The sequence below is a fragment of the Burkholderia sp. WP9 genome (genome assembly GCF_900104795.1).
GTDB lineage: Bacteria > Pseudomonadota > Gammaproteobacteria > Burkholderiales > Burkholderiaceae > Paraburkholderia.
The window spans coordinates 811,739-825,236 of record NZ_FNTG01000001.1; the positions used below are offsets into that span (position 1 = coordinate 811,739).

General features: G+C 63.7%; 14 protein-coding genes. 7 read left to right on the forward strand and 7 right to left on the reverse strand.

Annotated elements, in window-relative coordinates; genetic code table 11:
• Nucleotides 1-29: 29 nt before the first annotated feature.
• Both lplT and BLW71_RS03615 read right to left on the reverse strand, forming a co-directional pair.
• Nucleotides 30-1,328 carry a lysophospholipid transporter LplT gene (gene lplT / locus BLW71_RS03610; RefSeq protein WP_091793241.1) on the reverse strand — a complete coding sequence of 433 codons (1,299 nt, stop codon included), beginning with the start codon at nt 1,326-1,328 and terminating at the stop codon, nt 30-32.
• Nucleotides 1,329-1,539: 211 nt separating this feature from the next.
• A complete protein-coding gene (locus BLW71_RS03615; RefSeq protein ID WP_091793243.1) occupies nt 1,540-2,343 on the reverse strand; it encodes an inositol monophosphatase family protein in 804 nt (267 codons plus the stop codon).
• Nucleotides 2,344-2,764: 421 nt separating this feature from the next.
• Here BLW71_RS03615 and BLW71_RS03620 point away from each other — a divergent pair, with 421 nt between their 5' ends.
• The 3 genes from BLW71_RS03620 (at nt 2,765) to BLW71_RS03630 (ending at nt 4,853) form a co-directional block, all read left to right on the forward strand.
• On the forward strand, nt 2,765-3,601 hold the full coding sequence (locus BLW71_RS03620; RefSeq protein ID WP_091800349.1) for an RNA methyltransferase: 837 nt from the start codon (nt 2,765-2,767) through the stop codon (nt 3,599-3,601).
• A 188-nt stretch (nt 3,602-3,789) separates the two neighbouring features.
• Complete coding sequence (gene cysE, locus BLW71_RS03625) at nt 3,790-4,641, forward strand: serine O-acetyltransferase (protein ID WP_091793245.1); 852 nt, start codon at nt 3,790-3,792, stop codon at nt 4,639-4,641.
• Nucleotides 4,638-4,853 (forward strand): hypothetical protein, encoded by a 216-nt coding sequence (locus BLW71_RS03630; protein WP_091793247.1) that lies wholly within the window; start codon nt 4,638-4,640, stop codon nt 4,851-4,853. Before cysE ends, BLW71_RS03630 begins: the two co-directional genes overlap by 4 nt.
• A 77-nt stretch (nt 4,854-4,930) precedes the next feature.
• Here BLW71_RS03630 and BLW71_RS03635 read toward each other — a convergent pair whose 3' ends face one another.
• The 4 genes from BLW71_RS03635 to BLW71_RS03650 all read right to left on the reverse strand — a co-directional run bounded on the left by BLW71_RS03635 (nt 4,931) and on the right by BLW71_RS03650 (nt 7,879).
• Nucleotides 4,931-5,728, reverse strand: coding sequence for a UDP-2,3-diacylglucosamine diphosphatase (locus BLW71_RS03635; protein ID WP_091793249.1), 798 nt, complete (start codon nt 5,726-5,728; stop codon nt 4,931-4,933).
• Between the two features lie 47 nt (nt 5,729-5,775).
• Nucleotides 5,776-6,270: a peptidylprolyl isomerase gene (locus BLW71_RS03640; protein WP_007181373.1), complete on the reverse strand. Its 495-nt coding sequence runs from the start codon at nt 6,268-6,270 to the stop codon at nt 5,776-5,778.
• Nucleotides 6,271-6,410: 140 nt separating this feature from the next.
• Complete coding sequence (locus BLW71_RS03645; RefSeq protein ID WP_091793251.1) at nt 6,411-6,992, reverse strand: peptidylprolyl isomerase; 582 nt, start codon at nt 6,990-6,992, stop codon at nt 6,411-6,413.
• A gap of 68 nt (nt 6,993-7,060) precedes the next feature.
• Nucleotides 7,061-7,879 carry a tetratricopeptide repeat protein gene (locus tag BLW71_RS03650; RefSeq protein WP_091793253.1) on the reverse strand — a complete coding sequence of 273 codons (819 nt, stop codon included), beginning with the start codon at nt 7,877-7,879 and terminating at the stop codon, nt 7,061-7,063.
• Nucleotides 7,880-8,110: 231 nt separating this feature from the next.
• On the opposite strand from BLW71_RS03650, the gene cysS reads away from it, so the two are divergent.
• From cysS to tilS, 4 genes are all read left to right on the forward strand, one after another.
• On the forward strand, nt 8,111-9,508 hold the full coding sequence (gene cysS / locus BLW71_RS03655) for a cysteine--tRNA ligase (RefSeq protein WP_091793255.1): 1,398 nt from the start codon (nt 8,111-8,113) through the stop codon (nt 9,506-9,508).
• A gap of 47 nt (nt 9,509-9,555) precedes the next feature.
• Complete coding sequence (locus BLW71_RS03660; protein ID WP_091793257.1) at nt 9,556-10,605, forward strand: DNA-3-methyladenine glycosylase family protein; 1,050 nt, start codon at nt 9,556-9,558, stop codon at nt 10,603-10,605.
• A 124-nt stretch (nt 10,606-10,729) separates the two neighbouring features.
• A complete protein-coding gene (locus tag BLW71_RS03665) occupies nt 10,730-11,701 on the forward strand; it encodes an acetyl-CoA carboxylase carboxyltransferase subunit alpha (RefSeq protein ID WP_007181378.1) in 972 nt (323 codons plus the stop codon).
• A 48-nt stretch (nt 11,702-11,749) separates the two neighbouring features.
• Nucleotides 11,750-13,180, forward strand: a complete 1,431-nt coding sequence (gene tilS / locus BLW71_RS03670; protein WP_091793259.1) for a tRNA lysidine(34) synthetase TilS — start codon at nt 11,750-11,752, stop codon at nt 13,178-13,180.
• Between the two features lie 25 nt (nt 13,181-13,205).
• Here tilS and BLW71_RS40725 read toward each other — a convergent pair whose 3' ends face one another.
• Complete coding sequence (locus BLW71_RS40725; protein WP_143048297.1) at nt 13,206-13,478, reverse strand: hypothetical protein; 273 nt, start codon at nt 13,476-13,478, stop codon at nt 13,206-13,208.
• Nucleotides 13,479-13,498 lie beyond the last annotated feature (20 nt).

Here is a 13,498-nt window from a genome sequence, read left to right on the forward strand (position 1 = left end):
GCAGCGCCGGCTTAGTCTCGATCACGGCCTCATTCTTCCACCATCGCCCACATGTCCACCGTGCGTTCATTCACCGCGCTGCGCCGTTTTGCGAGCCACATCATGAAGGTGATGAACGTGCCGAATACGACGATGATCCATTGCGCCGGCATCTTCGCCGTGAGCAGCAGCGCGTACGCGCCGAGCATGAGCAGCACCGCGAGGTTCTGGTTGAAATTCTGCACCGCGATCGAATGCCCCGCGGAGAGCAGCGTCGCGCCGCGATGCTGAAGAATCGCGTTCATCGGCACGATAAAGAAGCCCGACAGCGCGCCGAGCAGGATCATCAGCGGATAGGCGAGCAGAATGTAAAACGGCAGCACGTAGGAGCCGATGCGAATGCCGGAGCCCGGCGGAAACAGATCCTTGTTGTAGAACGCCATGGCGATCGCCACCGCACCGGTCAGGATGCCGACCGGCAACACCCGCAGCGACTTGCGCAACGGAATCAGCGCGGCAGCGCCCGCCGCGCCCACCGCGATGCCAAGCCCCGTGACGCCCTGCATGACCGCCGCTTTCGAGAGCGACAAGCCGAGGTTCACGTTAGCCCATTTGAGCACCAGCAACTGCAACGTCACCGCGCCGCCCCACATCAACGTCGTCACCCACAGCGCGATCTGCGCGAGTTTGTCGGCCCACAGTACGTTAAAGCAATGATAGAAATCGCCGACCAGCTTCTTCGGTTCTTTCAGGCGGTTTTCATAACGCGCGCCGGTGTCGGGGATGAAGATATTGATCGCGGCGGCAATCGCGTAAGTCACCATCGTCGCGAACATGGCGAGGTCGGCGGAGGAGCGGATCAGTGGCAGATGCGCATGGGTGACGAATTTGTCCGCGAAGGTGCTGATCAGCGCGCCGCCCACCATCGTGCCGACAATGGTCGACAGGACGGTGGCCGATTCGAGCCACGCATTTGCCTTGACGAGTTTTTCCGCGGGCAGCAGCTCGGTGAGGATGCCGTACTTGGCCGGCGAATATGCGGCCGCGCCGAAGCCGACCACGCCGTAGGCGATCATCGGATGAACGCCCGCGATCATCATCAGGCAACCGCTTGCTTTCAACGCGTTGGAGACGAACATGACGTGCCGCTTTTGCATCGAGTCGGCGAAAGCGCCGACGAACGGCGCGAGCAGCACGTAGGAAACCGTGAAGAAAATCTGCAACAGCGGCGTGACCCAGGCGGCCGAGCGAATCACTGAGAGCAACGCGATGGCCGCGATCAACAGTGCATTGTCCGCAAGCGACGAAACAAACTGCGCCGCGATGATTGTGTAGAAGCCTTTTTTCATGAAGCGGATCGGAAGCTGCGCGAGAAGTCAGGCGCAAAGCGGGGCGCAGCGAATAACGCGCGAAATGCAGCCGGTCATCGAGCACGCCGGCGCGGCTTCCCGCTTTGTAGCACGAACGCCCGCGGCATGCAGGCGCGCCAACGAAAAAGCGGCCGAAGCCGCTTTTTCGCATTCCGCATGCCGGTCAGGAGCCGGCGCTACACCGCAGGGCTTAGGCCGATTGCTGGCGCGTACGGCTGTAGCGCGACAGGATCGGGATCATCTGTGCGTAGACCTTCGGGTTGCCCGCGACGATTTCGCCGATGTGCAGGAAATCCGAATCGCCCGTGTAGTTGCCGACGAGGCCGCCGGCTTCCGTGATCAGCAGGCTGCCCGCAGCGACGTCCCACGGATTCAGGCCTTGCTCGAAGAAGCCGTCCATGCGGCCGGCGGCGACGTTGGCCAGATCCAGCGCGGCCGCGCCCGGACGGCGCAGGCCGGCGCAGGCCTGGGTCATTTCAGCGAACTGGCGGCCGTAGGCTTCGAGGCCGTCCGTTTCGCGGAAAGGGAAGCCGGTGCCGATCAGGCCGTCAGCCAGACGGTCGCGCTTGGCCACGCGGATGCGGCGATCGTTGAGGAACGCGCCGCGGCCGCGCGAGGCGGTGAACAGGTCGTTGCGGGTCGGGTCGTAGACCACGGCTTGCGTCACGACGCCCTTGTGCGCGAGCGCGATCGACACGCAGTAGTACGGAAAGCCGTGGATGAAATTGGTGGTGCCGTCGAGCGGATCGATGATCCACTGGTATTCGGACTCGTTATCCGACTCGCCGGATTCTTCGGCGAGGATCGCGTGATCGGGGTAGGCGGTCTTCAGCGTGTCGATAATCGCCGCTTCAGACGCTTTGTCGACCTCCGTGACGAAATCGTTGTGCTGTTTCTTGCTGACCTGGACGAGATCGAGGTCGAGCGATGCGCGGGTGATGATCTGTGAAGCGCGGCGCGCGGCCTTCACAGCGATATTGAGCATGGGATGCATGAGACTGGATCCTTGTGCCGGGGCAGCACGGCTGCTGGCCGGTAAATGAGCGCTAACCTGCGCTAATTGGGCGCCCTCTGCGAGGCGCGGAAACAGCACGGAACGCCCGCCCGGTACAGGACCGGTGCGCATTCCGCCGACGGAGACGAATTGGATAAGAACGAGGCGCTCATGCAAAGCTGGACGGCAAAGCTGGGCGCGAATATTCGTATTTTACCTGAGTCCGGGCGCCGCGGCAGAGTCCGCGGGCTGTGCAGGGCATTTGCGCGTGTTTATGCGGCCTGGTCCGGTATTCGCACGCGCGTTTGTGCGTGCGGTTGCGTGTGCGCGTACATGCACATGTGCGTGAGCATTCGCGCGCAATTCTGACCGGTTGCGGCGTTGGCGCTACCATACGCGTCTTTAGTTGCCGAATTTCATCGTGGACCACACCCACCATTCCTCCGATCCCGCCGTCGCCGAGTTGCGCGGCGGCTTCACCTCGACCCGCTTCATTCTTGTCGAGCCGAGCCATCCGGGCAACGTCGGCGCCGCGGCGCGGGCGCTGAAAACCATGGGTTTCTCGCGGCTCGTGCTGGTGTCGCCACGCGTGCCGCAGGTGCAAACCGATCCGGAGGCGATCGCCATGGCGAGCGGCGCCGACGACGTACTGGCCTCCGCGCACGTCGTGCCGACGCTCGCCGATGCGCTGAGCGGCGTGCATTGGTCGATCGCGCTGACCGCGCGGCTGCGCGAATACGGACCGCCGCAGTGGACCCCGCGTGCCGCGGCGGGCGTGGCGCGCGAGCAGGCGGCGCACGGTGAAATCGCGCTGGTGTTCGGCAACGAGCGAACGGGTTTGTCGAACGAGGATGTCGAGCGGTGCAGCGCACTTGCGCATATTCCGGCCAATCCGGCCTACAGTTCGCTCAATCTCGCGCAGGCCGTGCAGGTGCTGGCGTATGAGTTGCGCACCATGTATCTCTCGACCGACAGTGCAACGACCACGGCGCACGCCGCGCCTCCAGCGGCAGCGGGGCAGGGCGAGCCGGCCGGCGCACGCGCCGCGAGCGATGAAATCGAAAGCATGTTCTCGCATCTGGAAAGCGCGCTGGTCGCGCTCGACTTTCTCGATCCGGCCAACCCGAAGAAGCTGATGTCGCGTTTGCGCCGCCTGTTCGCGCGCTCCGGTCTCGAGCGTGAGGAAGTGAATATCGTGCGCGGCATCGCCAAACACATTCTGCTGAAGACTGGTCCCAAGGACGGCGACGCCTCCTGAGCGTTTCCGCCGCCCACGCTGCCCGCGACGACCCCGCGGGCAGCGTGGGCTTCCGGCGCATTTCGCGCAATCGCCCTACAATCCCCGAAACGTTCTAAGCAAAGCTGCCGTCGTGCTAAGCGGCAAGCCACGCCGTCATGCGTGCCAGGTCATGCGTGCGCCCTTTCTCCCACAACACAGTCCCTGCCATGTTCACGAGACTTCGCGAAGACATCGCCACGATCCGCGAGCGCGACCCCGCTGCCCGCAGCGCCTGGGAAGTGCTCACGTGTTATCCGGGTCTGCACGCGCTCGTGCTGCACCGGCTCGCGCATGCATGCTGGCGCGCAAGGCGCCGCTGGCTCGCGCGGTTTGTCTCGCAGATGGCGCGCTTCATGACCGGCATCGAAATCCATCCGGGCGCGACGCTCGGGCGGCGCGTGTTCATCGATCACGGCATGGGTGTGGTGATCGGCGAGACCGCGCAGATTGGCGACGACTGCACGATCTACCAGGGCGTGACGCTCGGTGGCACGTCGCTCACGCGCGGGGCGAAACGGCATCCCACGCTCGAGCGCGGCGTGATCGTGGGCGCGGGGGCGAAGGTGCTCGGCAGTTTCACGATCGGCGCGGACGCGAAGATCGGCTCGAATGCCGTGGTGACCAAGCCCGTGCCGGCGCGTGGCACGGCGGTGGGCAATCCGGCGCGGATCATCGTGCCGGCGGCGGCTGTGGCAGCGGAAGAGGCTTCCGTGGCTGCGAATTCCGGTGCCGGCGGCGCCGCGCGCGATGCAAAACGCTCTGCGGCATCTGCGGTAACCAGCGGCTTTTGCGCGTACGGCATCACGCCGAATGCGGACGATCCCGTCTCGCTGGCAATTCATGGCCTGATCGATCACGCCGCCACGCAGGCAAAACGCATCGACGAAATCGTCGACGCGCTGGAGCGGCTGGGTACGAGTCTCGAAGGTCTGCAAGGCGCGGATGCGGCGTTGCTCGATCTGCGGCGTTTGTCGGCCGCGATCGCAGGCAAGGTGGATGGGGCGGTGGCGGAGCGTTGAGGTATTTTGCGGAAGCCGAAGCCGAAGCCGAAGCCGAAGCCGAAGCCGAAGCCGAAGCCGAAGCCGAAGCCGAAGCCGAAGCCGAAGCCGAAGCCGAAGCCGAAGCCGAAGCCGAAGCCGAAGCCGAAGCCGAAGCCGAAGCCGAAGCCGAAGCAGATCGCGCGCAGTCAGCGTCGGCGCTGACACTTTTGCGCGGCACGAGGAAAGGCTAGCCCACCAACGCCGCACACGGCGCGAAGACCTTGACGAGGCCCGGCGGCAGCGCTGTCATCCAACGCTAACGCCGCATTCAACCCAACGGCAGCGCCCGTATTCCCTCTGCATCGATACGCAGATATCCGCCACGGCGCTCGCCGTGGTCGAGATCCCAATCCGGCAGAACCCAGCGCGTGCCGTCCGGCTCGCGATGCCGCGCCGGCCGGTGCGTGTGCCCATGAATGATGGTCGCTGTCTTCGACGACTTGAACAACGCGGCCACGGCCGCCGCCGTCACGTCATACTTCGGCGAAACCGGTCGCGAGCGGCCTTCGTCGCTTTTCGAGCGCATGTTCTCGGCGAGCTTCTGGCGCCAGCGCAACGGCCACGCGAGAAACAGCATCTGCGCGAAACGGCTGCGCGCAAAACTTCGAAACGTCTGATAGCCGCGGTCCGCCGTGCACAAGCCATCGCCGTGAGCGAGCGCGATACGCGTGCCGAAGGCCGTGATCACGAACGGATCGGGCAGCCAGATCGCGCCTGCCGCTTTCATGAAGCGCTTGCCCAGCAGAAAATCGCGGTTGCCATGCATGATGTAAAGCGCAATGCCGCGCTCGGACAAGGTGTGCAGCAGCGCGGCCATGCGTGCGACGAACGGCTCCACGAGCATGTCGTCGCCGATCCAGTACTCGAACAGATCGCCCAGAATGAAAACCGAATCGGCCTGCTCGGCCGTGACGCGGATGAAATGCTCGAACGCGGCGACCGTATGCGGGATCGCCTCGCTCAAGTGAATATCGGAGAGGAAAAAAAACGGGCGTGCGGCGTGCGGGCGTTTGCCCTCGCCAGGCACGCCCGCGGCGACGCTTCGCAGCGGCGTTTCTTGCAGCATTGAAGGTGCCTGATATCAGTTCGAACGGGTCGACCTTTAGCTCGCGCTTAGTCGACGATCACGGCCTTTTCGATCACCACGTCGTCCGCCGGCACGTCCTGATGGAAGCCCTTCGAACCCGTCTTGACCTTCTTGATCTTCTCGACGATGTCCATGCCTTCGACCACCTTGCCGAACACGGCGTAGCCCCAGCCCTGCGGCGTCGGCGACGAGTGGTTCAGGAAGTCGTTGTCGTTTACGTTGATGAAGAATTGCGCCGTGGCCGAATGCGGGTCGTTCGTACGCGCCATGGCGATCGAGCCGTTCACATTCTTCAGGCCGTTGTTCGCTTCGTTGGTGATCGGCTCGGCCGTCGGCTTCTGCTTCATGCCGGGTTCGAAGCCGCCGCCCTGGATCATGAAGCCGTCGATTACGCGGTGAAACACCGTGTTGTCGTAGTGGCCGGCTTTCACGTAGTTGAGGAAGTTTTCAACCGACTTCGGCGCCTTTTCAGCGTCCAGTTCGAGTTTGATGACGCCGTGGTTCGTATGCAGTTCAACCATGATGGAATCCTTTGATGAACGGGGTGGGTAAAAGGCGCGGCGAGTCGTCGTGAATTGACGCCGGGCCGCGCCGGGGCGTGGATTGAGCGCTGACGCTTTTTTTCGGGCGCGCTATGTGTCGCGCGCCTCGTTTGCTGCAATTACTTGCCGACCACCGTTGCCGACTCGATCACGATCGGCTTTTGCGGCACGTCGCCCATCGGGCCGCGCGAGGTGGTGGGGGTGCTTTCGATCTTCTTCACGACGTCCATGCCGCTCGTGACCTTGCCGAATACCGCATAGCCGTTGCCGTCCGGATTCGGATAGTCGAGGCCGGCATTGTCCACCGTGTTGATGAAGAACTGCGCGGTGGCCGAGTTCGGATCGCTGGTGCGCGCCATGGCGAGCGTGCCGGTCGTGTTCTTCAGACCGTTACGGCTTTCGAGCGGAATCGGCGCGCGCGTCGGTTTCTCCGCGAAGCTCTGCGTGTAACCGCCGCCCTGAATCATGAAGCCGCGAATCACGCGATGGAAAATCGTGCCGCTGTACTGGCCGGCCTTCACGTAGTCGAGGAAGTTGGCGACCGTCTTGGGCGCTTTCTCAGGATACAACTCGACGCGGATGTCGCCTTCCGATGTCTTGAAGAGGACGGACGGATGCGCGGCTTGCGAACCGGACTGGGCAAAGGCGGGGGCGTTTGCGATCAGGGCGGCGCTGCCGAGCGCCAACATCAACCATTTCATGAAGATCCTCAGGGTTGGAAAAACGTGTTGCGCGTAAACCTGACTGCGCGTAACTGCGCGTCGCGGTGCTATTTCGACGGCGCCATGTAAGGCGGCATGGCGAGCGAGCCGTTCGCGCCACCGTACTGGAAGCTCGGCGTCTGCGTCATGTTCGACGTGGCGCGGGCGGTGTAGTCGTCTTCCGCGCTGGCGGCTTGCCTCGCCGAAGATTGCGGTTTGGCCGCGGTCGGCGAGATGACTTTCTGGATGTCCGCGAGGCGCTGCGTAGTCGTGGGGCTCACCTTGCCCAGGCTCTGAGCGCGGCGATAGGCTTCGTTGGCCATGCGCAGATACAGGTCGCCGAGATTTTCGTATGCAAGGCTGTAGCCCGGATTGACCTTGGTTGCCGTTTCGAGCGCGGCGCGCGCTTCGGCATAACGGCCTTGCTTCGCATAGAGCGCGGCAAGGTTGTTATACGGTTCGGGCAACTCGGGGTAGGTCTGCGTGAGTTCGGTGAACGCGGTGATCGCTTCGTCGTCGCGGCCCAGGTGGGCGAGCACCGTGCCGCGCTTGAATTTCGCTTGAGCGTCGCGCGGATTCGAGGCGATGCGCGCGTCGAGCTGCGGCAATGAGGCCGCCCACTTTTTCTGCGCGATCGACGCGTCGATTTCCGGCGTGTTGTCGCGCACGGCCGGGCCTTGCGGCAGCGTGGCGGTTTTCTGCGCAAACGCGGCCGCAGCCGGTACGGCTGCGAGCGCGACCGCGACGGCCGCGCGCAACGTGAGGGCGCGCGTGGCGTTGAGAGCGACGCCGCGGATCACGCCGTGCGTCATGCCACGCACGACACCGCCGAAGGCCGTCGCGGCGAGGGTCGCAGCGCTGCGCGCGCGGCCGCTTGAAGGTTTCATAGGCTCAGGTCTGGATGTTATACTCCGACCCATTCTAACAAAAGGTCTGCGCGTTCCGTCGAACCGCAAACTGTCTTTTCGCCACTCGTGGTCGTCTCCGCCTTGATCGCAGCCTGACCGCCGCACCCGTTGCACCGGTTTTGCTGTACGCGACGCTCCCGCCGTCTGTTCGCTGGGCGCGGCGCGCTTGAAACACATTGCGGATTTCTTTCGGCCCACGCACCGTTCTCTATGGAATCACTGCGCATCTACAACACGCTCGCGCGTGACAAGCAAACCTTCGTGCCGCTGCAAGACGGTGTCGTGCGGATGTACGTCTGCGGGATGACCGTGTACGACTATTGTCACGTCGGTCATGCGCGGGTGATGGTCGTGTTCGACATCGTGCAGCGCTGGTTGCGCACGCTCGGCTACGACGTGACCTACGTGCGCAACATCACGGATATCGACGACAAGATCATCCGGCGCGCAGTGGAGAACGGCGAAACGATCAAATCGCTGACCGACCGCTTCATCAAGGCACTGCATGAAGACGCGGACGCGCTCGGCATCCAGCGCCCCGACGTCGAGCCGCGCGCGACCGATTTCATTCCGCAGATGCTCGGCATGATCGAGCGCCTCGAAGCAAACGGCTACGCCTACCAGGCGAGCGACGGCGACGTGAATTACGCGGTACGCAAGTTCGCGAACTACGGCAAGCTTTCGGGCAAGTCGCTCGAAGATCTGCGCGCGGGCGAACGCGTCGCGGCGAACGACGCGAAGCAGGACCCACTCGACTTCGTGCTGTGGAAGCAGGCCAAACCGGAAGAGCCCGCCGACACCGGCTGGGATTCGAAGTACGGGCGTGGCCGTCCGGGCTGGCATATCGAATGCTCGGCCATGGGCTGCACGTTGCTCGGCGACCATTTCGACATTCACGGCGGCGGGCAGGACCTGCAGTTTCCGCACCACGAAAACGAGATTGCGCAAAGTGAAGCCGCTACCGGTCAAACCTTCGTCAATTTCTGGATGCACAACGGCTACGTGCAGATCGACAATGAGAAGATGTCGAAGTCGTTGAACAACTTCTTTACGATTCGCGAAGTATTGGCGCAGTACGATGCCGAGGTCGTGCGGTTTTTCATCGCGCGCGCGCATTACCGCTCGCCGCTGAATTACAGCGACGTGCATATCGACGACGCGCGCAACGCCCTCACGCGTTTGTACACCGCGCTGAAAGACGTCACGCCTGATGGCGCGGAACTCGACTGGAACGAAGCGTATGCGCAGCGTTTCCAGGCAGCAATGAACGACGACTTCAACACGCCGGTTGCCGTATCGGTGTTGTTCGAGTTGGCAACTGAAGTGAACCGCACGCGCGATCCTGCGCTGGCCCGTCAATTGCGCTCGCTTGGCGCTGTGATCGGACTGCTCGGCCGCGAGCCGCGCGCCTTCCTGCAGCAGGCAGCGGGGGCAGCCGCCGCTGGCGCGCTCGAGGCCGACGCGATCGAAGCGAAGATTGCCGCGCGCACGGCCGCCAAGCAGGCGAAGGACTTTGCGGCAGCAGACCGGATCCGGTCCGAATTGCTCGAGGCCGGCGTTGCACTTGAAGACAAACCCGGTGGGTTGACTGAGTGGCGGCGCGTGTGAGCGCACCTCGACCGTCCCTTTGATCGACTCGCCAGGCAGGAGGCAGGATGGCAACGGCCACGAAGACGCCGGCTAAACGAGCCGCGTCTCAAACAAACGCGGCAGCCGCGGGAAAGTCGACACGCACGTCGGCTCGCGCGAGCAGCAGCGTGGTAAAGAAAGCATCGTCGAAAGCCGCCGGGGTGGTGGCCAAGACCGCAGCGGGCGCAGCGAAAAAGACCGCGGTCAAACGCGCGCTCAACGGTGCGTCGGCGCATGCGCCTGTTGTGAAGCGCGCGAAGGCGACGCGTACGAAGGGTAATGGCGCCTTGCCGGCTGAACTGGCCGGCGACGTGCAGGAGCTCGCGCGCGTGACGGCCGAAGGCCACGAAGGCGAAGTCGTGCGCAAGACGCGCGCGTCCACCGCCGCGGGCGGCGAAGCGTCGAGCGCGAACGAAGCCGCGGCGCCGGTGCAGATCGGCGGGCTCACGCCTGAAGTCACGCGGCCCGCGTATTGGGACAAGGCGTGTGCCGACCTCGTCAAGCGCGATCGCATTCTGAAGAAACTGATTCCGAAGTTCGGTCCGGTGCATCTGCTGAGCCGCGGGGATCCGTTCGTCACGCTCGCGCGCTCGGTGGTCGGGCAGCAGATTTCGGTGGCGTCCGCGCAAGCGGTCTGGGCGAAAGTCGAGGCCGCCTGTCCGAAGCTCGTGCCGCAGCAGTTCATCAAGCTCGGTCTGGAAAAACTGACCGCGTGCGGGCTGTCCAAACGCAAGGCCGAATACGTGCTCGATCTCGCGCAGCATTTCGTTTCGGGTGCGCTGCACGTCGGCAAATGGACGTCGATGGAAGATGAGGCGGTGATCGCCGAGCTCACGCAGATTCGCGGCATCGGCCGCTGGACCGCGGAGATGTTCCTGATCTTCAATCTGTCGCGTCCGGACGTATTGCCGCTCGACGACCTCGGCCTGATCCGCGCGATCAGCGTCAATTATTTCAGCGGCGAACCCGTCACGCGAAGCGAAGCGCGCGAGGTCGCCGCCAACTGGGAGCCGTGGCGTACCGTCGCCACCTGGTATATGTGGCGTAGTCTTGACCCATTGCCGGTCGACTACTGAAGAACAAGAAACGGGATCAGATCAAAAACTATCGATTGTTAAAGATTGATAGTTGCGAGATGGTTTTGACATCGGCGAGCGCGGTTAGAATACGCGCTGCCGGTAAGTCCAAGGATTACAACCAATGAAGACCACCTTTCTGGATTTCGAACAGCCGATCGCTGAACTCGAAGCGAAGATCGAAGAATTGCGCTTCGTGCAGGACGATTCGGCCGTCGACATTTCGGAAGAGATCGAGCGGCTGTCCAAGAAGAGTCAACAGCTCACCAAAGATCTGTACGCGAACCTCACGCCGTGGCAGGTTTCGCAAATCGCCCGTCATCCGCAACGCCCGTACACGTTCGACTACGTGAACGAGCTGTTCACGGATTTCCACGAACTGCACGGCGACCGCAACTATGCGGACGACCTGTCGATTGTCGGCGGCCTCGCGCGTTTCAATGGCCAGGCCTGTATGGTGATCGGCCATCAGAAGGGTCGCGACACGAAGGAGCGCGCGCTGCGCAACTTCGGCATGCCGCGTCCGGAAGGCTATCGTAAGGCCGAACGTCTGATGCGTCTCGCCGAAAAATTCGGCTTGCCGATTTTCACGTTCATCGACACGCCGGGCGCCTATCCGGGCATCGGCGCGGAAGAGCGTGGTCAATCGGAAGCGATCGGCCGCAATCTGTACGTCATGGCGGAACTGAAAACGCCGCTGATTGCGACGATTATCGGTGAAGGCGGATCGGGCGGCGCGCTGGCGATTGCTGTGGGCGACAGCGTGCTGATGCTGCAATTCTCGACCTATTCGGTGATTTCGCCGGAAGGCTGCGCATCCATTCTGTGGAAGAGCGCCGCGAAAGCGCCGGAAGCCGCGGAAGCGCTCGGGTTGACCGCGCATCGGCTGAAGGCGCTCGGCCTGATCGACAAGATCGTCAACGAGCCGCTCGGCGGCGCGCATCGCGATCCGAAGGGCATGGCCGCCATGCTGCGCCGTGCGCTTGCCGATTCGCTGCGCCAGTTCCAGGGCATGAGCATCAACGACCTGCGTCAACGCCGTTTTGAACGGCTGATGTCGTACGGCAAGTTCAAGGAAACGACGCCGGGTGCCTAAGCCCGCGCGCGTTCTCTTTCGTCCTTCAGCGCTTCACGCGCTAGCGACGTGACTTCCACCGCCGAAACGCCCGCCGACCGCCTCGTTATCGAGGCGGTCGGCGTTTCGCTGTCCGCACTCGCCACTGACGCGCGTATCGCGATCGCGTTCAGTGGCGGGGTGGATTCGAGTGTGCTGCTCGATGCCGCGCTGCGCGTCGCCGGTGCGGCGCGTTGCGTGGCGCTGCATGTGCATCACGGCCTGAGTCCTCACGCGGATGCCTGGCTCACGCATTGCGAGGCGTTCGCGCAGGCGCGTGGCGTCGAATTCGCAGCGGAGCGTGTCGAGGTTTCGCGTGAGACGGGTGTGAGCGTCGAGGCCGCCGCGCGCGATGCGCGTTATCGCGCGCTGGACCACATGTGCGCGACGCGCGGCATCGCCACGCTCTGGCTCGCGCAACATGCGGACGATCAGGCGGAAACCGTGCTGCTGCAATTGCTGCGCGGCGCCGGCCTCGCCGGGCTCGCCGCGATGGCGCCGGAGTATTTGCCCGCGAACGCGTCGGCCACGCGCGTGCGGCCTTTGCTTCATCTGCTGCGGGTTCAGCTCGAACAATACGCGAGCGAGCATGCATTACGCTGGATCGACGACGAATCGAACGCGGACACGCGTTATGCGCGCAACGCGCTGCGCCACGACGTGATGCCGGCGCTCGCTGTCCACTTTCCCGGCTTTCGCGACGCGCTGGCTCGCACGGCGGCGCACGCGGCGTCTGCACAACGTTTGCTCGACGCGCTCGCGTGCATGGATATGGAAGCCGCGTCACGCGACGAAGGACGAGCGCTCTCGCATGATGCGTTGCTCGCGCTCGACGACGACCGCGCGCTCAATCTGATGCGCTACTGGATGCGCACGCTAGGCCTTGTCGCCGCATCGAGCGCGCGTCTTGGCGATGCGCTGCGTCAACTACGCGAAATTGGCGCGGCGGGCGAGGGCCATGCTCTGCGTGTCGATCACGCGGGTCATGCATTGCGCAGCTATCGCGGCCTCGTGTACTGGGAAAAGGGCGATAGCCGCGATCCCGCCGATGAAACCGCACTCGCCGCGCGCGCGCCCAGCGAACTCGCATGGCAGGGCGAGCCGGTCTGGCATTTGCCGCAATGGCGCGGCACATTCGTGTTCGCCGACGCAGCCGCGGGCGACCCCGACGCGATTCCCGTCAGCGTTCTGCGGCGCGCCGTGTTGAGCGCGCGCTCGCGTAGCGGCGGCGAACGGATGCGCACGGGCGCGGCCCGCAGTGCGCCGAGCCGCACGTTGAAAAACCTGTTCCAGGAGCGCTGTATTCCCGCGTGGAAACGCGACGTGCCGTTGCTCTACAGCGGCCAAGATCTGCTGTTCGTGCCCTTGCTTGGAATGAATCGCTCGGTGTTGCCCGAGCAGGCCGGCGAGGGCGAATCCCACGTCAGGATCGTATGGCGCGACGATTTGCTGATCGCCTGACCGGCCGGTCGGACACTTGGGCTAGCTAACCTGCGATTCCGCAAACAGGGCGCAAATTGGCCTGAAACAAGCCTTTGCGGCCCTTATTCAGCGCATTTCGATGGCCTTTGCGGCTTGTCTTTTTACGCTCGATCAGGTAATTTAGCTTGTTTGCCCGACCCGCTTTTGCCGTCGCTTTTACCGGTCTGCGATCGTGATCCGTCGTTTCCGATAAGCCATCAGCGATCATTCCCGGGCAAATCCGCGCGTGCTGCACGCGTGCTGCATTTACGCCGCCACACATTTTGCCGTCGTTCACAAGACGTTGCGCTCCTGTGC